Raw genomic sequence first — 17174 nt, 5'->3', positions numbered from 1 at the left:
CGATGCGTAAATCTGTTATCGCGATAATTGTCATCGTGCTGGTGGTGCTCTACATGTCCATCTTTGTGGTCAAAGAGGGCGAGCGCGGCATCACGCTGCGTTTTGGTAAAGTTCTGCGCGACGATGAAAATAAACCGCTGGTGTACGCGCCTGGCCTTCACTTCAAGATTCCTTTTATTGAATCCGTGAAGATGCTTGATGCGCGTATCCAGACGATGGACAACCAGGCCGACCGCTTTGTTACCAAAGAGAAGAAGGACCTGATTGTTGACTCTTACATCAAGTGGCGCATCAGCGACTTTAGCCGTTACTACCTGGCAACCGGCGGCGGTGACGTTTCCCAGGCCGAGGTGCTGCTGAAGCGTAAATTCTCTGACCGTCTACGTTCTGAAATTGGCCGTCTGGATGTGAAAGACATCGTGACCGACTCCCGCGGCCGTCTGACCCTGGAAGTCCGCGATGCGCTGAACTCAGGTTCTGCGGGCACAGAAGATGAAGTCAGTACGCCGGCTGCCGATGACGCGATTGCTAAAGCGGCGGAGCGTGTTGAAGCAGAAACGAACGGTAAGGTTCAGGTGATCAACCCGAACAGTATGGCGGCGCTGGGTATTGAAGTCGTCGACGTGCGTATTAAACAGATCAACCTGCCTGCCGAAGTGTCTGAAGCGATCTACAACCGTATGCGCGCCGAGCGTGAAGCGGTAGCGCGTCGTCACCGTTCACAGGGTCAGGAAGAAGCTGAAAAACTGCGCGCGACCGCGGATTATGAAGTGACCAAAACGCTGGCGGAAGCCGAGCGTCAGGGGCGTATTCTGCGCGGTGAAGGCGATGCTGAATCGGCGAAACTGTTTGCTGATGCATTCAGCCAGGATCCAGGCTTCTATGCCTTTATCCGTAGCCTGCGTGCGTATGAGAACAGCTTCCAGAGCAATCAGGATGTGATGGTTCTCAGCCCGGACAGCGATTTCTTCCGCTATATGAAATCACCCGCGTCAGCGACCCGCTGATAAGCAATGAGTAAGCAAAAAGGCGCCCGTTGAGGCGCCTTTTTTACAATGTTCGCAGCGGATTTGGGTTCGCCAATGGGTTATGTATTTTGTTTCATAAAGCCGGTTCATAACAATGATGAAATACCGGAGAATATGAATTGAGCAACGACTCACAGGGGTGAGCGACGGTGGCTGTACTTACATAAAGGTGAATAATGAACTCTACAATCTGGCTGGCACTGGCGCTGGTTTTAGTACTTGAAGGGCTTGGGCCGCTGCTTTATCCGCGCGCGTGGCGTCGAATGGTCGCCACGATGAGCCAATTACCGGATAATTTATTACGCCGGTTTGGCGGAGGTCTTGTGGTTGCCGGTATCGTCATCTACTACATGTTGAGGAAAACGATTGGCTGAGCGTAAAGTAGACTAATTTCCCGCCTTTTGAGTGCAAAAAGTGCTGTAACTCTGAAAAAGCGATGGTAGAATCCATTTTTAAGCAAACGGTGATTTTGAAAAATGGGTAACAACGTCGTCGTACTGGGCACCCAATGGGGTGACGAAGGTAAAGGGAAGATCGTCGATCTCCTGACTGAACGGGCTAAATATGTTGTGCGCTATCAGGGCGGTCACAACGCCGGCCATACTCTCGTAATCAACGGTGAAAAAACCGTCCTCCATCTCATTCCATCAGGTATTCTTCGCGAGAATGTCACCAGCATCATCGGTAACGGTGTCGTGCTTTCTCCGGCTGCGCTGATGAAAGAGATGAAAGGTCTGGAAGACCGTGGTATCCCTGTCCGCGAGCGTCTGCTGCTTTCTGAAGCGTGCCCGCTTATCCTCGAATATCACGTTGCGCTGGATGTCGCGCGTGAAAAAGCGCGCGGCGCGAAAGCTATCGGTACGACCGGTCGCGGTATCGGCCCGGCTTACGAAGATAAAGTGGCTCGCCGCGGTCTGCGCGTTGGCGATCTGTTTGATAAAGCCACCTTCGCTGAGAAACTGAAAGAAGTGATGGAATATCACAACTTCCAGCTGGTGAATTTCTACAAAGCTGAAGCGGTTGATTACCAGAAAGTTCTCGATGACGTCATGGCGATTGCCGACATCCTGACCGCGATGGTTGTTGACGTTTCCGATCTGCTTGACCAGGCGCGCAAGCGTGGCGATTTCGTCATGTTTGAAGGCGCACAGGGTACGCTGCTCGATATCGACCACGGTACCTATCCGTACGTAACCTCTTCCAACACCACCGCAGGTGGCGTGGCGACCGGCTCCGGTCTGGGTCCGCGTTATGTAGACTACGTTCTGGGTATCATCAAAGCGTACTCCACTCGCGTAGGTGCGGGTCCGTTCCCGACTGAGCTGTTTGATGAAACCGGCGAGTTCCTGTGCAAGCAGGGTAACGAGTTTGGCGCTACCACCGGCCGTCGTCGTCGTACCGGCTGGTTGGATGCCGTAGCGGTGCGCCGCGCGGTGCAGATTAACTCCCTGTCCGGTTTCTGCCTGACTAAGCTGGACGTCCTGGACGGCCTGAAAGAAGTTAAAATCTGCGTAGCCTACCGGATGCCGGATGGCCGCGAAGTGACGACCACTCCGCTGGCTGCTGACAACTGGGAAGGCATCGAGCCGATTTACGAAACCATGCCGGGCTGGTCTGAAACCACCTTTGGCGTGAAAGAGCGCAGCGGTCTGCCGCAGGCAGCGCTGAACTACATCGCACGCATTGAAGAGCTGACCGGCGTACCGGTTGATATTATCTCTACCGGTCCTGACCGTACCGAGACGATGATTTTGCGCGATCCGTTCGACGCATAACGATCTCCAGGGGCGCCGTTAAGGCGCCTCTTGTTTTTGCTGTTCGCCCGCCCCATTTAAATAAATTAGCGGCCTGAGCGCTGGCTGGTTTATCATCAATAGTAATTGTCTACCGACGCACTCTGTTTTTCTTTTCCCTGAGGTTGATTGTGCAGTTAACGAGTTTCACTGATTACGGATTACGCGCGCTGATTTATATGGCGTCGCTACCGGATGGAAGAATGACCAGCATCTCCGAAGTGACGGAGGTTTACGGCGTTTCCCGTAATCATATGGTTAAAATAATCAATCAACTAAGTCGCGTGGGGTACGTGACGGCGGTACGGGGAAAAAACGGGGGAATTCGTCTGGGGAAACCGGCAAATATGATTCGCGTGGGTGATGTTGTTCGCGATCTGGAGCCGCTCTCGTTGGTCAACTGCAGCAGCGAATTTTGCCATATTACGCCCGCCTGTCGTCTGAAACAGGCGCTTGCTGAAGCCGCGCAAAGTTTTCTCAAGGAACTGGATAACTACACGCTGGCCGATTTGGTTGAAAAGAATCAACCGCTTTATAAATTATTACTGGTGGAGTGACGTAAACTTCACTGGAGATGACAACGGAGGAACCGACATGTCACAAGATCCTTTCCTGGACCGCGAATCTGAAAAATACGCTAATCCAATCCCGAGCCGGGAATTTATCCTCGATCATTTAGCAAAACGCGAAAAACCGGCTAGCCGAGATGAGCTGGCAATAGAGCTGAATATTGAAGGCGAAGAACAACAAGAAGCATTGCGCCGCAGACTGCGCGCAATGGAACGCGATGGTCAGCTGGTCTTTACGCGTCGTCAGTGCTATGCGCTGCCGGAACGTCTTGACCTGCTGAAAGGGACCGTTATCGGTCATCGCGATGGTTATGGCTTCCTGCGCGTTGAAGGCCGTAAAGATGACCTGTATCTGTCGTCCGAGCAGATGAAAACCTGTATTCACGGCGATCAGGTGCTGGCGCAGCCGCTGGGCGCCGACCGTAAAGGCCGTCGCGAAGCGCGTATTGTCCGCGTACTGGTGCCAAAAACGGGCCAGATTGTGGGCCGCTACTTTACCGATGCGGGCGTTGGCTTCGTGGTGCCGGATGACAGCCGCCTGAGCTTCGATATCCTGATCCCCCCGGAACAGATCATGGGCGCGCGGATGGGGTTTGTGGTGGTGGTTGAGCTGACCCAGCGCCCAACCCGCCGCACCAAAGCGGTCGGCAAGATCGTTGAGGTCCTCGGCGACAATATGGGTACCGGCATGGCGGTCGATATGGCCCTGCGCACCCATGAAATTCCCTACGTCTGGCCGCCAGCGGTCGAAAAACAGGTCGCCGGCCTGAAAGAACAGGTACCGGAAGAGGCGAAACAAGGGCGCGTTGATTTACGCAGCCTGCCGCTGGTCACCATTGATGGCGAAGACGCCCGTGACTTTGATGATGCCGTGTACTGCGAGAAGAAACGCGGCGGTGGCTGGCGTCTGTGGGTGGCGATCGCCGATGTGAGCTACTACGTGCGCCCGGGTACGCCGCTGGATGGCGAAGCGCGCAGCCGCGGCACGTCGGTCTACTTCCCGTCTCAGGTGGTTCCGATGCTGCCTGAAGTGCTCTCTAACGGCCTGTGTTCACTGAATCCTCAGGTCGACAGGCTCTGTATGGTTTGTGAAATGACGATTTCGGCCAAGGGGCGTCTGACCGGCTTCAAATTCTACGAAGCGGTGATGAGCTCCCATGCCCGTCTGACCTATACCAAAGTCTGGCATATGCTGCAGGGCGACCAGGATCTGCGTGAGCAGTACGCGCCGCTGGTTAAGCATATTGAAGAGCTGCATAACCTCTACAAAGTGCTGGACGGCGCGCGTGAAGAGCGCGGCGGTATCTCATTTGAGAGTGAAGAAGCTAAATTCATCTTTAATGCTGAACGCCGCATTGAACGTATTGAGCAGACTCAGCGTAACGATGCGCACAAGCTGATTGAAGAGTGCATGATCCTGGCGAACATCTCCGCTGCGCGCTTCGTTGAGAAGGCCGAGGAACCGGCGCTGTTCCGTATCCATGACAAACCGAGTACGGAAGCGATTACCGCATTCCGTTCGGTGCTCGCGGAGCTGGGGCTTGAACTGCCTGGCGGCAACAAGCCGGAGCCGCGCGACTATGCGGAATTACTGACCTCTATCGCCGATCGTCCGGATGCAGAGATGCTGCAAACCATGCTGCTGCGGTCGATGAAACAGGCGATATACGACCCGGAAAACCGCGGCCACTTTGGTCTGGCGCTGCAATCCTATGCCCACTTCACCTCGCCGATTCGCCGCTATCCTGACCTTTCGCTGCATCGCGCGATCAAGTATTTACTGGCGAAAGAGCAGGGACATAAAGGCAATAGCACCGAGACCGGCGGCTGGCACTACAGCATGGACGAGATGCTGCAGCTGGGGGCGCACTGTTCAATGACCGAGCGTCGTGCTGATGAAGCGACGCGCGATGTTTCGGACTGGCTGAAGTGTGATTTCATGCTGGATCAGGTGGGTAACGTCTTTAAGGGCGTGATTGCCAGCGTGACCGGCTTTGGTTTCTTCGTCCGTCTGGATGAGCTGTTTATTGATGGTCTGGTGCACGTCTCTTCCCTCGATAACGACTACTACCGCTTCGATCAGGTCGGACAGCGTCTGATTGGTGAATCCGGCGGCCAGACCTATCGACTGGGCGATCGCGTGGAAGTGCGCGTTGAAGCGGTCAACATGGACGAGCGTAAAATTGACTTCTCGCTTATCTCCAGCGAGCGCGCGCCGCGCAACGTCGGTAAGACCGAGCGTGAAAAAGCGAAGAAGGGCGGCGCAGGTAAATCTTCCGGACGTCGCCGTCAGGCGGGCAAGCAGGTAAACTTCGAGCCGGATAGCGCATTCCGCAAACAGAAAGGTCAGTCTCAGCCGAAAGCCGCTCAGCCAAAAGGCGAGAAGAAAGCGAAGAAGCCGTCGGAGAAAACCCAGAAGATAGCCGCAGCGACCAAAGCCAAGCGCGCGGCGAAGAAAAAGAATATCGCTGAGTAGTGCGATTCCCTTTCCCCCCGCGCCTCCCGACATCGTGGCGGGGCGGGGGGAAGGGAACGGATAACAGAACCTAAACGAGTAGATAAATGAGTGAAATGATTTACGGCATCCACGCGGTGCAGGCACTGCTGGAGCGCGCTCCTGAACGTTTTCAGGAAGTCTTTATTCTGAAAGGCCGTGAGGATAAGCGCCTTATGCCGCTGATCCATGCCCTGGAAGCGCAGGGCGTGGTGATTCAGGTCGCCAGCCGCCAGTTTCTGGATGAGAAAAGCGAAGGCGCCGTTCATCAGGGAATTATTGCCCGCGTGAAGCCCGGACGTCAGTATCAGGAGAACGATCTGCCGGATCTGATCGCCTCTCTCGATCAGCCGTTCTTTTTGATCCTTGACGGCGTGACCGATCCGCACAACCTCGGCGCCTGTTTACGTAGCGCTGACGCCGCTGGCGTGCATGCGGTGATTGTCCCCAAAGACCGTTCTGCGCAGCTGAATGCCACGGCGAAAAAAGTGGCCTGCGGCGCGGCGGAAAACGTCCCGCTGATCCGCGTCACCAACCTGGCGCGTACCATGCGTCTGCTGCAGGAAGAGAACGTCTGGATCGTCGGTACCGCCGGCGAGGCCGATCATACGCTGTTCCAGAGCAAAATGACCGGATCGCTGGCGCTGGTCATGGGGGCGGAAGGCGAAGGCATGCGCCGCCTGACCCGGGAGCACTGCGACGAGTTGATCAGCATCCCGATGGCCGGTAGCGTGTCGTCGCTGAACGTATCGGTCGCCACCGGTATTTGCCTGTTTGAAGCGGTACGCCAGCGCAGCTAATCTCTTCTTTCCAAATAAGCCATTCTCTGGAATGGCTTATCTTCTTCAGTTCTGACCGCCTTCTCGCTCTATCCGACGGGCAATGTCGAGACCTCTTTCAACATAGTTCAGGACCTGGCTCAAGGGTAATTCCTCTCCCGGTTCATCTCCCGTTTGCTCGAGGAATTTAAGCTGCGCGCCTCGATTCTTTAATACTTTGATGAGATTAAGAAAACTTCCAATAGGATTCTGCTCTTCCAGAATGTCATCGCAGATTTTGTTTTCATCAAATGAGGTGACGTAACCGGAAGCGTTCAGGTTCTGTTTGATAGCGCTCATCGCGAGATGAGGAAGATGGCGGTGGATAAGCGGAATATAGTTCGGCGCATTTTCCCGATCTTCAATAATTAAATGAATCATGAAATTCCCTTTCTGATTGTGAGAGAACTTTATAACAGAGTTCTCTGACGGAAAGTGCGCCGTTGTCCATACTTATGGATAGAGCCATTGAAGGAGGGAAACATAATGCACTGGCAAACTCATACCGTATTTAATCAACCCTCGCCGCTATGTAACAGTAACTTATTCCTGTCCGATACCGCCCTGCGTGAAGCCGTCGTCCGCGAAGGCGCGGGCTGGGATAGCGATCTGCTGGCGAGCATTGGCCAACAGCTGGGGACGGCCGAATCGCTGGAGCTGGGGCGCCTGGCCAACAGCAATCCGCCGGAACTGCTGCGCTATGACGCAACGGGATCGCGTCTTGACGATGTTCGTTTCCATCCCGCCTGGCATTTACTGATGCAGGGGCTGTGCGCTAACCGGGTACATAATCTTGCCTGGCAGGAAGAGGCTCGTGAAGGCGCCTTCGTTGCCCGCGCTGCCCGCTTTATGCTGCATGCGCAGGTCGAGGCGGGCACCCTGTGTCCCACCACCATGACCTTTGCCGCTATTCCATTGCTGCAGCGCTCCTTACCCGAGACTTTTAGCGACTGGCTATCGCCGCTATTAAGCGATCGCTACGATCCGCACCTTGTGCCGGGTAATCAGAAACGCGGGCTGCTTATCGGGATGGGGATGACGGAAAAGCAGGGCGGGTCCGATGTCCTGAGCAACACGACGCGAGCGGAGAAAAGCGCAGAAGGCTTTTATCATCTGATCGGACATAAATGGTTTTTCTCGGTACCGCAGAGCGATGCTCATCTGGTGCTGGCTCAGGCGCCGGTGGGCCTCTCCTGCTTTTTTGTTCCGCGCCTGTTGCCGGATGGCCAGCGTAACGGCGTACATCTGGAAAGGCTGAAAGATAAATTAGGTAACCGCGCGAACGCCAGCAGCGAAGTCGAGTTTTTTAATGCCTGCGGCTGGCTGGTCGGGGAAGAGGGCGATGGCGTCCGGCAAATTCTCAAAATGGGCGGCCTGACCCGTTTTGACTGCGCGCTGGGTAGCCATGCGCTGATGCGCCGGGCCTATTCGGTAGCCTTATACCATGCTCTGCAGCGTCAGGCATTTGGTAAAAATCTGGTCGATCAGCCGATAATGCGTCAGGTTCTGGGGCAGATGGCGCTGCGGCTGGAAGGACAAACCGCCTTTCTGTTCCGCCTGGCGAGGGCCTGGGACAGGCGCGACGATGTGCAGGAAGCGCTATGGGCAAGGCTGTTCACGCCCGCCGCGAAATTTGCTGTCTGCAAATCCGGGATCGCGTTCGTCGCCGAGGCGATGGAGGTACTGGGCGGCTCAGGCTATTGTGAAGAGAGTGAATTACCGCGTTTGTACCGTGAAATGCCGGTAAACAGCATCTGGGAAGGTTCCGGTAATATTATGTGTCTGGACGTGATGCGGGTTCTGATGAAGCAGCCGGCGGCGCTCGAACTTCTGGCGGCGGAGTGCGCGGAAGTGAAAGGGCAAAATCGTCATTTCGATCGGACGTGGCGGCAGCTGCAGCAGTGGCTACGGCGGCCTCTGGAAGAGCAGGGGCGGGAGATTACCCGGCTGGTCTATATGCTGGGCGTTGGGGCGCAGCTATTACGCTTCGCGTCACCGCCGCTGGCAGAGGCCTGGTGCCGTATGATGCTCGACGCGCGCGGCGGCATGCGGCTGGATGAGCAGACGCTGGATGACTTACTGTTACGGGCAACGGGGCGTGGACGACAGGCGCCTCAGGCATAAAGAATGGCCTGTACCCGCCAGTTGTCCGGCTGCTGCTCCTCGTACATCTGGACGATGCGATACCAGGAGGCGCCCTGCTCATCGGCCTGCACGGCGATAGCGTGTTCAACATCCTGCTGGCTGCCCGAGATGTTGTTAACGCAAATCAGGCCAATTTCGTTCAGGCCCGTTACGCAGTCAGCGCTGGCAAACTCCGCTGACTGCGCGGAAGTATTGGCCGTGACGGTGGTCAACATCAGGCTGGGTAGGGTAAAAGTTCGTTTCATCGTCAGCTCCATTTCACATAGTCCTGAGGGCAGTCCGTTGCTAACGTTCTGCCTGGTTACAGCTGGCCGAACGTTATTATGCACAGAAGAACGTGAATGGATGCAAAGCAGTGTAAAGCTGGCTTAAAGGTTGACCGCTATTTACGGTACAAAATTGCCTGCGAATACCACTGGCCCGGAACCATGGTGTCATCAATCATTATGATGACGTAGTAATCCGCTTTAGCCGCCTCAGCTTTGACCTTTAGCGCAGCCTCGACATCCATCGGTGAGCCGTACATTAATACGCTCACCGTCCCCATCTTCTGCAGACCCGCAGTCTGATTACGCTGGATCTCTTGTGGATGGTCGGTTGCCGGCGGCGGCGCCTTTGGCGTCCCCTGTAGGGCGCTACAGCCGGTTAAAGCGATTGCCATTAACCACGGTGCAAACCTACGCATAACCATATCTCGTTTCCTGTTAGTCATAGTGTAGTGGTAGCCTGAATGTCATTTCCGGGGAATGTTCCCAAATTGTTATCCCGTACGCGATTTTCGAATGAAAATATCGTGAAAGCGTAATCTGGTTCTCAAGATTATGAATCATGTGCGAACGAGCGACTTGAGTAATAACATAACATCACTTGAGAGAAAGGAGACGGTAAATGATTGCACTAGAAATGCGTAACCTTGCGGGTGGGGAGGTTCTCCATGCGTACCCGCAGGGCGCCGCGGATACGGCGCTGCCTTGCATTGTCTTTTATCATGGTTTTACCTCTTCTAAGCTGGTCTACAGCTATTTTGCCGTTGCGCTTGCAGAGGCGGGGTTTCGGGTGATTATGCCTGATGCAGCGGAACACGGCGCGCGCTACCGGGGAGACGAACAGGGGCGGATGCAGCGCTTCTGGCCGATTCTGATGAACAATTTTATTGAATTTCCGGCACTACAGGAGGCGATTCGGGATCGGGGATGGCTTGCTGACGACAGGCTGGCGGTGGCAGGCGCATCGATGGGCGGAATGACGGCATTAGGGATTATGACCCACCACCCGGAGCTGAAAAGCGTAGCCTGCCTGATGGGGTCAGGCTATTTCAGTTCGCTCTCGCAGGCGCTTTTCCCTTCGCCTTCGTTCGATGCAGAACAGCTGGTGGCGTGGGACGTCAGCCAGCAGCTGGCGACCCTGGCCAGCCGTCCGCTGCTGCTCTGGCACGGCGATGAAGATGATGTCGTGCCGCCGGGGGAAACCTTCCGCCTGCAGCAGGCGCTGCAGCAAAACGCGCTGGCCGACAATTTAACCTGCCTCTGGCAGAAAGGCGTCCGCCACCGCATTACGCCGGAAGCGTTAGCCGCGACGGTGGACTTTTTTCAACGTCACCTTTAAACGCGAATCACCTGTACGTCCTGATCCTCAAGCTGCTTGAGGATCGCCTCATCCGCCTGTTTACCGGTAATCACCAGGTCGATTTGCCCGGCCTGGCTAAAGAGCATTCCGGCGCGTTCGCCGACTTTGCTGCTGTCGACCAGGACCGCGAGTTTGCCGACGACGTTAAGCATTTTTTGCTCCGCCATCGCCGTCAGCATATCGGTTTTATACAGCCCTTCGGCGGTCAACCCTTTGCCGCTGGTGAACATCCAGTGCCCGGCATACAGGCTGTTTTCGCTGCCCTGCGGGCTCAGGGTGATAGAGTGGCTGCGGTTATACTGCCCGCCCATAATGATGACGCTGTCGTGTTCCTGATCGATCAGATAGTTGGCCAGCGGCAAATAGTTGGTGATGATCTGTACCGGTTTGCCGCACAGCTCCTGCCCAAGCAGGAATGCGGTAGAGCCGCAGTTAATGACGATGCTTTCGCCAGGGTTGACCAGCTGCGAAGCCGCACGCGCAATCCGTACCTTCTCATCGTGGTTTTGCGCCTGGTGAATATTCATTGGCGACCAGCGCGGGCGCTGCTCGCTGATGGCTTCCGCACCGTTGCGGACTTTTTTCAGCCTGCCGCTTTCGTCGAGTTTGTTGATATCGCGTCGTGCCGTCGCCGGAGAAATTCCCAGCCGGGAAATCACCTGCTCCACGGTGACAAATCCCGTTTGTGCCAGCAAATCCAGTAAAATTTGATGTCTTTGCGCTTCCGTCATGAGCAAATCCGATTAAAAGTGATAAGCAAAGATGATATTTGAAATCAGGTGAAAATACTAATGCTGACGGGGATAATTTCCGGCGGGCGGTCCCGCCGGAGAAGCCTTACAGGAACGACTTAAAGGGCAGGTCCGGTTCCATCGTGAAGCAATCGTCGAATCCGCGCGGATAATGGTATTCGAAGTTGTCTTTATCCAGCGGCCAGGTGAATTTTCCGCCCACCTGCCAGATGAAAGGCTTAAAGCCATACTGCAGACGATCTTTTTTCATCTCCCACAAAACGCGGATTTCCTGCGGATCGGCCTGGAAGTTTGACCAGATATCGTGATGGAACGGGATTACCACTTTAGCATTCAGCGACTCGGCCATGCGCAGGATATCGGCGTTGGTCATTTTGTCGGTGATACCGCGCGGGTTCTCGCCATAGGAGCCCAGCGCCACGTCGATCTGGTGTTCGTTACCGTGCTTCGCGTAGTAGTTGGAGTAGTGGGAATCGCCGCTGTGATACAGGTTGCCGCCCGGCGTTTTGAACAAATAGTTCACCGCGCGCTGATCCATTCCGTCCGGCAGGACGCCTGCGGCTTTTTGATCCGCGGGTAAGGTGATGAGGGCCGTACGGTCAAAAGCGTCAAGCGCGTGGATTTCAACATCCTTTATTTTAACCACATCCCCTGGTTTCATCACGATACAGCGCTCTTTTGGAACGCCCCAGCCTATCCACAGGTCGACGCAGGTTTGCGGGCCGATGAACGGCACGTCCTCGGCGCAGTTCTGCATGACCGCGGCGGCCACGTTCACATCAATATGATCGTTATGATCGTGAGTGGACAGTACGGCGTCGATCTGGCGAATAGCGAACGGATCGAGAACAAACGGAGTGGTGCGCAGGTTTGGCTGGAGCTTCTTCACGCCGGCCATACGCTGCATCTGGTGGCCCGTTTTCATCAGCGGATTCCCGTGGCTTTGCTTGCCGGTACCGCACCAGAAATCGACGCAGATATTGGCTCCGCCTTCGGATTTCAGCCAGATGCCCGTACAACCCAACCACCACATGGCAAAGGTGCCCGGCGCAACCTGCTCTTGTTCAATTTCTTCGTTCAGCCAGCTACCCCACTCCGGAAAAGTGTTCAGGATCCATGATTCGCGGGTGATGGTTTGTACTTTACTCATTTGTTTTTCCCTCACATATTATCAAAAGTAATCACAATGTGATTTGTTTTGACGAATACTGGCACCGTTTGTTCAGGATTGCAATCCTGAAATTTGCCCTTCATGAGGGGAATCGTGGAGAGTAAAAAGAGGGGCAGGCTGACGTTATGACATGAGTTAGGTTTTATTTCATTGATTTAAATATACTATTTTACATTTTGTAGAAATGAGAATTAATACGATGGCGGATTGTGTGATTATTTGCGGCGTGCGTCACATTTAATCAAATATAATCTTGTTGTGATTATTTTTGATTATTAGAGTGATCGCAACAACCAACCTGGGCGTAGCGTGCGTTCAGAGCGTCCACCTTCTGGAGTGTGTTATGGAGATTCTCTACCACATCTTTACCGTGTTCTTTAACCAGGTTATGACCAACGCCCCGCTGCTGCTGGGTATTGTGACCTGCCTGGGCTATATCCTGCTGCGCAAAAGCGCCAGCGTTATTGTTAAAGGGACGATTAAAACCATTATCGGTTTTATGCTGCTGCAGGCCGGCTCCGGCATTCTGACCAGCACGTTTAAGCCGGTCGTGGCGAAAATGTCTGAGGTTTACGGCATTAACGGCGCTATCTCCGATACCTACGCGTCAATGATGGCCACGATCGAACGCATGGGCGACGCCTACAGCTGGGTGGGCTATGCCGTACTGTTAGCCCTGGCGCTGAATATCTGTTATGTCCTGCTGCGGCGTATTACCGGTATTCGCACCATCATGCTGACCGGGCACATCATGTTCCAGCAGGCGGGGCTGATTGCCGTCTCTTTTTACATCTTCGGCTACCCGATGTGGACGACCATCATCTGTACGGCGGTACTGGTGTCGCTCTATTGGGGCATTACCTCGAACATGATGTATAAGCCGACTCAGGAAGTGACCGACGGCTGCGGCTTCTCCATCGGACACCAGCAGCAGTTCGCTTCATGGATTGCTTACAAGGTCGCCCCGTATCTGGGCAAAAAAGAGGAGAGCGTTGAGGATCTTAAGCTGCCGGGCTGGCTGAACATCTTTCACGACAACATCGTCTCCACGGCCATCGTGATGACCATTTTCTTCGGCGCGATTCTGCTCTCCTTCGGCATCGACACCGTACAGGCGATGGCGGGTAACACCCACTGGACGGTCTATATCCTGCAAACGGGCTTCTCGTTCGCCGTCGCTATTTTCATTATCACCCAGGGCGTGCGCATGTTCGTCGCCGAACTTTCCGAGGCGTTCAACGGTATCTCCCAGCGCCTGATTCCCGGCGCCGTACTGGCCATTGACTGTGCGGCGATCTATAGCTTTGCGCCAAACGCCGTTGTCTGGGGCTTTATGTGGGGCACCATCGGTCAGCTGATCGCAGTCGGTATTCTGGTCGGCTTCGGCTCTTCCATTCTGATTATTCCGGGCTTTATCCCGATGTTTTTCTCGAACGCCACCATCGGCGTCTTTGCTAACCACTTTGGCGGCTGGCGCGCGGCGCTCAAGATTTGTCTGGTGATGGGCATGATCGAAATCTTTGGCTGCGTCTGGGCGGTGAAGCTGACCGGCATGAGCGCCTGGATGGGCATGGCGGACTGGTCAATTCTGGCGCCGCCGATGATGCAGGGCTTCGCCTCCATCGGTATCGCGTTTATGGCCGTCATTATCATTATCGCACTGGCTTATATGTTCTTCGCAGGGCGCTCGCTGCGCGCTGAAGAGGACGCGGAAAAACAACTGGCAGATGCTTCTGCTCAATAAGGAGTTTTGACTATGACCGTACGTATTCTGGCTGTATGTGGCAACGGGCAAGGCAGTTCCATGATCATGAAGATGAAGGTGGACCAGTTTTTGACCCAGTCAAATATCGATCACACGGTAAACAGCTGCGCGGTGGGGGAATACAAAAGTGAACTCAACGGCGCGGACATTATCATCGCCTCCACCCATATCGCCGGTGAGATTAGCGTCTCCGGCAACAAATACGTGGTTGGCGTGCGCAACATGCTCTCGCCTGCGGATTTTGGCCCAAAACTGCTGGAGGTGATCAAAGCGCACTTCCCGCAGGATGTGAAGTAAGGACGCCAAATGAAATTACGTGATTCGCTGGTGGAGAACAACTCCATCCTTTTACAGGCTGACGCCAGCACCTGGCAGGAAGCCGTCAAGCTGAGCGTTGATTTACTGGTGAAGGCGGATGTCGTGGAGCCGCGCTACTACCAGGCCATTCTGGATGGCGTTGCTCAGCACGGCCCTTATTTTGTGATTGCTCCCGGTCTGGCGATGCCGCACGGTCGGCCGGAAGAGGGGGTGAAGAAAACGGGCTTTGCGCTGGTTACGCTGAAAACGCCGCTGGTTTTCAATCATGAGGATAACGACCCGGTCGACATCCTGATCACCATGGCGGCCGTGGATGCCAATACCCATCAGGAAGTCGGCATCATGCAGATCGTCAACCTGTTTGAAGATGAAGCCAATTTTGACCGTTTACGCGCCTGCCGCTCCGCGCAGGAAGTTCTGGAATTAATTGATAACGCTACGGCAGCGGCCGTTTAAAAGGAACACCAAAATGTCATTACCTATGTTGCAGGTTGCGCTCGATAACCAATCTATGTCTTCCGCGTATGAAACGACGCGCCTGATTGCCGATGAAGTGGACATTATTGAAGTCGGTACCATTCTCTGCGTGGCTGAGGGCGTACGCGCCGTTCGCGACCTGAAGGCGCTCTATCCCAACAAAATCGTGCTGGCGGACGCCAAAATCGCCGATGCCGGTAAAATTCTCTCCCGCATGTGCTTTGAAGCCAACGCCGACTGGGTCACCGTGATCTGCTGCGCGGACATCAACACCACCAAAGGCGCGCTGGACGTAGCGAAAGAGTTCAACGGCGACGTCCAGATCGAACTGACCGGCTACTGGAGCTGGGAGCAGGCGCAGGAGTGGCGTGAAGCGGGCGTTCAGCAGGTGGTTTATCACCGCAGCCGCGATGCCCAGGCCGCCGGCGTAGCGTGGGGCGAGGCGGATATCAGCGCGATCAAACGCCTGTCCGGGATGGGCTTTAAAGTCACCGTCACCGGCGGCCTGGCGCTGGAGGATTTGCCGCTGTTCCAGGGGATTCCGATCCACGTCTTTATCGCCGGTCGCAGCATTCGCGACGCCGCTTCCCCGGTGGAAGCCGCGCGGCAGTTCAAACGTTCGATCGCCCAGCTGTGGGGCTAAGGAGCGGCTATGCTGTCGAAACCTATTCCGCTCGGCATCTATGAAAAAGCGCTCCCCGCCGGGGAGTGCTGGCTGGAACGTCTGCGGCTGGCTAAGGCGCTCGGTTTTGATTTCGTCGAAATGTCGGTCGATGAAACTGACGCCCGCCTGGCCCGGCTCGACTGGAGCCGGGAGCAGCGCTTCGCGCTGGTTAACGCGATTGCGGAAACCGGGGTGCGCGTGCCCTCAATGTGCCTGAGCGCCCATCGGCGCTTCCCGCTCGGTAGCGAAGACGACGCGGTACGGGCGCAGGGCCTGGAGATTATGCGCAAAGCGATTCGGCTGGCGCAGGACGTGGGGATTCGCGTAATCCAGCTGGCGGGCTACGACGTCTACTACCAGGAAGCCAATAACGAGACGCGCCGTCGTTTCCGCGATGGGCTAAAAGAGAGCGTTGAAATGGCCAGCCGCGCGCAGGTAACGCTGGCGATGGAAATTATGGACTACCCGCTGATGAACTCGATCAGCAAGGCGCTGGGCTACGCCCACTACCTGAATAATCCGTGGTTCCAGCTCTATCCGGACATCGGCAACCTTTCCGCCTGGGATAACGACGTACAGATGGAGCTTCAGGCCGGGATGGGGCATATCGTGGCGGTGCATATAAAAGACACGAAACCCGGCGTATTTAAAAACGTGCCGTTCGGTGAAGGCGTCGTCGATTTTGAACGTTGTTTCGAAACGCTCAAGCAGACGGGCTACTGCGGCCCGTATCTAATTGAAATGTGGAGCGAAACGACCGACGATCCCGCCGCCGAGGTCGCGAAAGCGCGCGATTGGGTGAAGGCTCGGATGGCCAGCGCCGGTCTGCTGGAGGTGGCATAATGCAAACGCTGAAACGGCAGGTTTTCGACGCCAATATGGATTTACCGCGCTACGGCCTGGTCACTTTTACCTGGGGTAACGTCAGCGCTATCGACCGCGAACGCGGGCTGGTGGCGATTAAGCCCAGCGGCGTCGCCTACGAGACCATGAAAGCGGACGATATGGTGGTCGTGGATCTCGAAGGGAACGTGGTGGAAGGACGCTATCGTCCTTCTTCCGATACCGCCACGCATCTGGCGCTGTATCGCCGCTATCCGAGCCTTGGCGGCGTGGTGCATACCCACTCGACGCACGCGACGGCCTGGGCGCAGGCGGGTCTGGCTATTCCCGCTCTGGGGACGACCCACGCGGACTACTTCTTTGGCGACATTCCCTGCACCCGGGCGTTAAGCGCGCAGGAAGTGGCGGAGGCTTATGAGCTGAACACGGGCCACGTGATTATCGAAACGCTGGGTGACGTTGAGCCGCTGCATACGCCGGGCATCGTGGTCTATCAGCACGGGCCTTTTGCCTGGGGCAAGGATGCGCACGATGCGGTGCATAACGCGGTGGTGATGGAAGAGGTGGCGCGGATGGCGTGGATTGCTCGCGCGATCAACCCGCAGCTGAAGCCCATCGATAGCTGGCTGATGGGCAAGCATTTTATGCGCAAGCACGGGCCAGATGCCTATTACGGGCAAAAGTGAAACAGGTGCTCCGGAGCATTTCATC

19 protein-coding genes are annotated in these 17174 nt (G+C 55.5%); 14 read left to right on the top strand and 5 right to left on the bottom strand.

Going from position 1 to position 17174, the window contains the following annotated elements:
- Positions 1 to 2 precede the first annotated feature (2 nt).
- The 6 genes from hflC to rlmB all read left to right on the top strand — a co-directional run bounded on the left by hflC (position 3) and on the right by rlmB (position 6684).
- Positions 3 to 1007 carry a protease modulator HflC gene (gene hflC, locus ABLU96_RS08060; RefSeq protein WP_032747622.1) on the top strand — a complete coding sequence of 335 codons (1005 nt, stop codon included), beginning with the start codon at positions 3 to 5 and terminating at the stop codon, positions 1005 to 1007.
- Positions 1008 to 1204: 197 nt separating this feature from the next.
- On the top strand, positions 1205 to 1402 hold the full coding sequence (locus tag ABLU96_RS08055; protein ID WP_004097978.1) for a DUF2065 domain-containing protein: 198 nt from the start codon (positions 1205 to 1207) through the stop codon (positions 1400 to 1402).
- Positions 1403 to 1504: 102 nt separating this feature from the next.
- Entirely contained in the window at positions 1505 to 2803 is a 1299-nt protein-coding gene (locus ABLU96_RS08050) for an adenylosuccinate synthase (protein WP_004097979.1), read from the top strand.
- 149 nt (positions 2804 to 2952) lie between these two features.
- Positions 2953 to 3378 (top strand): nitric oxide-sensing transcriptional repressor NsrR, encoded by a 426-nt coding sequence (nsrR, locus tag ABLU96_RS08045; protein WP_004097980.1) that lies wholly within the window; start codon positions 2953 to 2955, stop codon positions 3376 to 3378.
- Positions 3379 to 3415: 37 nt separating this feature from the next.
- Positions 3416 to 5866, top strand: coding sequence for a ribonuclease R (gene rnr, locus ABLU96_RS08040; RefSeq protein WP_004097981.1), 2451 nt, complete (start codon positions 3416 to 3418; stop codon positions 5864 to 5866).
- Positions 5867 to 5952: 86 nt separating this feature from the next.
- Complete coding sequence (rlmB, locus tag ABLU96_RS08035) at positions 5953 to 6684, top strand: 23S rRNA (guanosine(2251)-2'-O)-methyltransferase RlmB (RefSeq protein WP_004109129.1); 732 nt, start codon at positions 5953 to 5955, stop codon at positions 6682 to 6684.
- A gap of 45 nt (positions 6685 to 6729) precedes the next feature.
- Here the strand turns inward: rlmB and ABLU96_RS08030 are convergent, their stop codons facing one another.
- Positions 6730 to 7083: a hypothetical protein gene (locus tag ABLU96_RS08030; protein ID WP_064405989.1), complete on the bottom strand. Its 354-nt coding sequence runs from the start codon at positions 7081 to 7083 to the stop codon at positions 6730 to 6732.
- A gap of 105 nt (positions 7084 to 7188) precedes the next feature.
- On the opposite strand from ABLU96_RS08030, the gene ABLU96_RS08025 reads away from it, so the two are divergent.
- Entirely contained in the window at positions 7189 to 8826 is a 1638-nt protein-coding gene (locus ABLU96_RS08025; RefSeq protein ID WP_064405988.1) for an isovaleryl-CoA dehydrogenase, read from the top strand.
- On the opposite strand, the gene yjfN is transcribed toward ABLU96_RS08025, so the two are convergent.
- Positions 8817 to 9092, bottom strand: a complete 276-nt coding sequence (yjfN, locus tag ABLU96_RS08020) for a DUF1471 family protease activator YjfN (protein WP_014227626.1) — start codon at positions 9090 to 9092, stop codon at positions 8817 to 8819. The two genes, ABLU96_RS08025 and yjfN, sit on opposite strands and share 10 nt — an antisense overlap.
- 137 nt (positions 9093 to 9229) lie before the next feature.
- The gene (gene bsmA, locus ABLU96_RS08015; RefSeq protein WP_004097988.1) at positions 9230 to 9538 is read right to left on the bottom strand and encodes a biofilm peroxide resistance protein BsmA; all 309 of its coding nucleotides are present in this window, start codon (positions 9536 to 9538) and stop codon (positions 9230 to 9232) included.
- Positions 9539 to 9735: 197 nt separating this feature from the next.
- Between bsmA and yjfP the strand changes: the two genes are divergently transcribed.
- Positions 9736 to 10452 carry an esterase gene (gene yjfP / locus ABLU96_RS08010; protein WP_004097989.1) on the top strand — a complete coding sequence of 239 codons (717 nt, stop codon included), beginning with the start codon at positions 9736 to 9738 and terminating at the stop codon, positions 10450 to 10452.
- Here yjfP and ulaR read toward each other — a convergent pair.
- Both ulaR and ulaG read right to left on the bottom strand, forming a co-directional pair.
- Positions 10449 to 11204 carry an HTH-type transcriptional regulator UlaR gene (gene ulaR / locus ABLU96_RS08005; protein ID WP_064405986.1) on the bottom strand — a complete coding sequence of 252 codons (756 nt, stop codon included), beginning with the start codon at positions 11202 to 11204 and terminating at the stop codon, positions 10449 to 10451. The genes yjfP and ulaR overlap by 4 nt on opposite strands.
- Positions 11205 to 11310: 106 nt before the next feature.
- On the bottom strand, positions 11311 to 12375 hold the full coding sequence (ulaG, locus tag ABLU96_RS08000) for an L-ascorbate 6-phosphate lactonase (RefSeq protein ID WP_064405984.1): 1065 nt from the start codon (positions 12373 to 12375) through the stop codon (positions 11311 to 11313).
- A 364-nt stretch (positions 12376 to 12739) separates the two neighbouring features.
- On the opposite strand from ulaG, the gene ulaA reads away from it, so the two are divergent.
- The 6 genes from ulaA to ABLU96_RS07970 are packed head-to-tail and all read left to right on the top strand — an operon-like array spanning position 12740 to position 17149.
- On the top strand, positions 12740 to 14140 hold the full coding sequence (ulaA, locus tag ABLU96_RS07995; RefSeq protein WP_064358228.1) for a PTS ascorbate transporter subunit IIC: 1401 nt from the start codon (positions 12740 to 12742) through the stop codon (positions 14138 to 14140).
- A 12-nt stretch (positions 14141 to 14152) separates the two neighbouring features.
- Positions 14153 to 14458 carry a PTS ascorbate transporter subunit IIB gene (ulaB, locus tag ABLU96_RS07990; RefSeq protein WP_004109091.1) on the top strand — a complete coding sequence of 102 codons (306 nt, stop codon included), beginning with the start codon at positions 14153 to 14155 and terminating at the stop codon, positions 14456 to 14458.
- A gap of 9 nt (positions 14459 to 14467) precedes the next feature.
- A complete protein-coding gene (gene ulaC / locus ABLU96_RS07985) occupies positions 14468 to 14935 on the top strand; it encodes a PTS ascorbate transporter subunit IIA (protein ID WP_004097995.1) in 468 nt (155 codons plus the stop codon).
- Between the two features lie 13 nt (positions 14936 to 14948).
- Entirely contained in the window at positions 14949 to 15599 is a 651-nt protein-coding gene (locus ABLU96_RS07980) for a 3-keto-L-gulonate-6-phosphate decarboxylase UlaD (protein WP_064358227.1), read from the top strand.
- Between the two features lie 9 nt (positions 15600 to 15608).
- Positions 15609 to 16463 carry an L-ribulose-5-phosphate 3-epimerase gene (locus ABLU96_RS07975; RefSeq protein WP_032697160.1) on the top strand — a complete coding sequence of 285 codons (855 nt, stop codon included), beginning with the start codon at positions 15609 to 15611 and terminating at the stop codon, positions 16461 to 16463.
- The gene (locus ABLU96_RS07970) at positions 16463 to 17149 is read left to right on the top strand and encodes an L-ribulose-5-phosphate 4-epimerase (RefSeq protein WP_064358226.1); all 687 of its coding nucleotides are present in this window, start codon (positions 16463 to 16465) and stop codon (positions 17147 to 17149) included. Before ABLU96_RS07975 ends, ABLU96_RS07970 begins: the two co-directional genes overlap by 1 nt.
- Positions 17150 to 17174: the final 25 nt, after the last annotated feature.

This window comes from Klebsiella sp. CN_Kp106 (assembly GCF_040064575.1).
GTDB classification, from domain to species: domain Bacteria; phylum Pseudomonadota; class Gammaproteobacteria; order Enterobacterales; family Enterobacteriaceae; genus Klebsiella; species Klebsiella michiganensis.
This window is presented reverse-complemented; position numbering and strand designations above follow the sequence as displayed.

What these genes read in the sequence shown, in the direction of transcription:
- hflC (WP_032747622.1), top strand. Translation starts at nt 3, where the DNA reads ATGCGTAAATCTGTTATCGCGATAATTGTCATCGTGCTGGTGGTGCTC.
- yjfN (WP_014227626.1), bottom strand. Translation starts at nt 9,092, where the DNA reads ATGAAACGAACTTTTACCCTACCCAGCCTGATGTTGACCACCGTCACG.
- ABLU96_RS08050 (WP_004097979.1), top strand. Translation starts at nt 1,505, where the DNA reads ATGGGTAACAACGTCGTCGTACTGGGCACCCAATGGGGTGACGAAGGT.
- ABLU96_RS08025 (WP_064405988.1), top strand. Translation starts at nt 7,189, where the DNA reads ATGCACTGGCAAACTCATACCGTATTTAATCAACCCTCGCCGCTATGT.
- ABLU96_RS07970 (WP_064358226.1), top strand. Translation starts at nt 16,463, where the DNA reads ATGCAAACGCTGAAACGGCAGGTTTTCGACGCCAATATGGATTTACCG.
- ulaB (WP_004109091.1), top strand. Translation starts at nt 14,153, where the DNA reads ATGACCGTACGTATTCTGGCTGTATGTGGCAACGGGCAAGGCAGTTCC.
- ulaG (WP_064405984.1), bottom strand. Translation starts at nt 12,375, where the DNA reads ATGAGTAAAGTACAAACCATCACCCGCGAATCATGGATCCTGAACACT.
- ulaA (WP_064358228.1), top strand. Translation starts at nt 12,740, where the DNA reads ATGGAGATTCTCTACCACATCTTTACCGTGTTCTTTAACCAGGTTATG.
- ulaC (WP_004097995.1), top strand. Translation starts at nt 14,468, where the DNA reads ATGAAATTACGTGATTCGCTGGTGGAGAACAACTCCATCCTTTTACAG.
- ABLU96_RS08055 (WP_004097978.1), top strand. Translation starts at nt 1,205, where the DNA reads ATGAACTCTACAATCTGGCTGGCACTGGCGCTGGTTTTAGTACTTGAA.
- rlmB (WP_004109129.1), top strand. Translation starts at nt 5,953, where the DNA reads ATGAGTGAAATGATTTACGGCATCCACGCGGTGCAGGCACTGCTGGAG.
- rnr (WP_004097981.1), top strand. Translation starts at nt 3,416, where the DNA reads ATGTCACAAGATCCTTTCCTGGACCGCGAATCTGAAAAATACGCTAAT.
- yjfP (WP_004097989.1), top strand. Translation starts at nt 9,736, where the DNA reads ATGATTGCACTAGAAATGCGTAACCTTGCGGGTGGGGAGGTTCTCCAT.
- ABLU96_RS07980 (WP_064358227.1), top strand. Translation starts at nt 14,949, where the DNA reads ATGTCATTACCTATGTTGCAGGTTGCGCTCGATAACCAATCTATGTCT.
- ABLU96_RS07975 (WP_032697160.1), top strand. Translation starts at nt 15,609, where the DNA reads ATGCTGTCGAAACCTATTCCGCTCGGCATCTATGAAAAAGCGCTCCCC.
- ulaR (WP_064405986.1), bottom strand. Translation starts at nt 11,204, where the DNA reads ATGACGGAAGCGCAAAGACATCAAATTTTACTGGATTTGCTGGCACAA.
- bsmA (WP_004097988.1), bottom strand. Translation starts at nt 9,538, where the DNA reads ATGGTTATGCGTAGGTTTGCACCGTGGTTAATGGCAATCGCTTTAACC.
- ABLU96_RS08030 (WP_064405989.1), bottom strand. Translation starts at nt 7,083, where the DNA reads ATGATTCATTTAATTATTGAAGATCGGGAAAATGCGCCGAACTATATT.